The organism is Dickeya sp. CFBP 2040, from assembly GCF_012273755.1.
Taxonomy (GTDB): domain Bacteria; phylum Pseudomonadota; class Gammaproteobacteria; order Enterobacterales; family Enterobacteriaceae; genus Dickeya; species Dickeya poaceiphila.
Genome location: NZ_JAAVXH010000076.1, coordinates 1 through 300, shown reverse-complemented (window position 1 = coordinate 300; position 300 = coordinate 1). Strand labels below are relative to the sequence as shown.

Below are 300 nucleotides of genomic sequence, written 5' to 3'. Positions count from 1 at the left end.
TTGTAGAACACTTCAATGTAATCGAAGATATCCGCGCGGGCCAGATCCCGGGTTTTGTAGATCCGTTTTCTGATGCGCTCTTTTTTCAGCGAACTGAAGAACGATTCGGCCACCGCATTATCCCAGCAGTTGCCACGCCGGCTCATACTGGGGGTCAGATTATTGGCCCGGCACAAGCGCTGCCAGTCGTCACTGCCGTACTGGCTGCCCTGATCGCTGTGTACTATGACCTCGCTGTCGGGTTTACGTCGCCAGACGGCCATCATCAGCGCATCCAGCGCCAGCTCCCGTGACAAGGTC

At 56.3% G+C, this 300-nt stretch carries 1 protein-coding gene; it reads right to left on the bottom strand.

The features are described from left to right. Positions 1-300 (bottom strand): DDE-type integrase/transposase/recombinase (locus tag Dpoa2040_RS10140; RefSeq protein WP_168641166.1); only part of this gene is annotated, 300 nt, incomplete at both ends.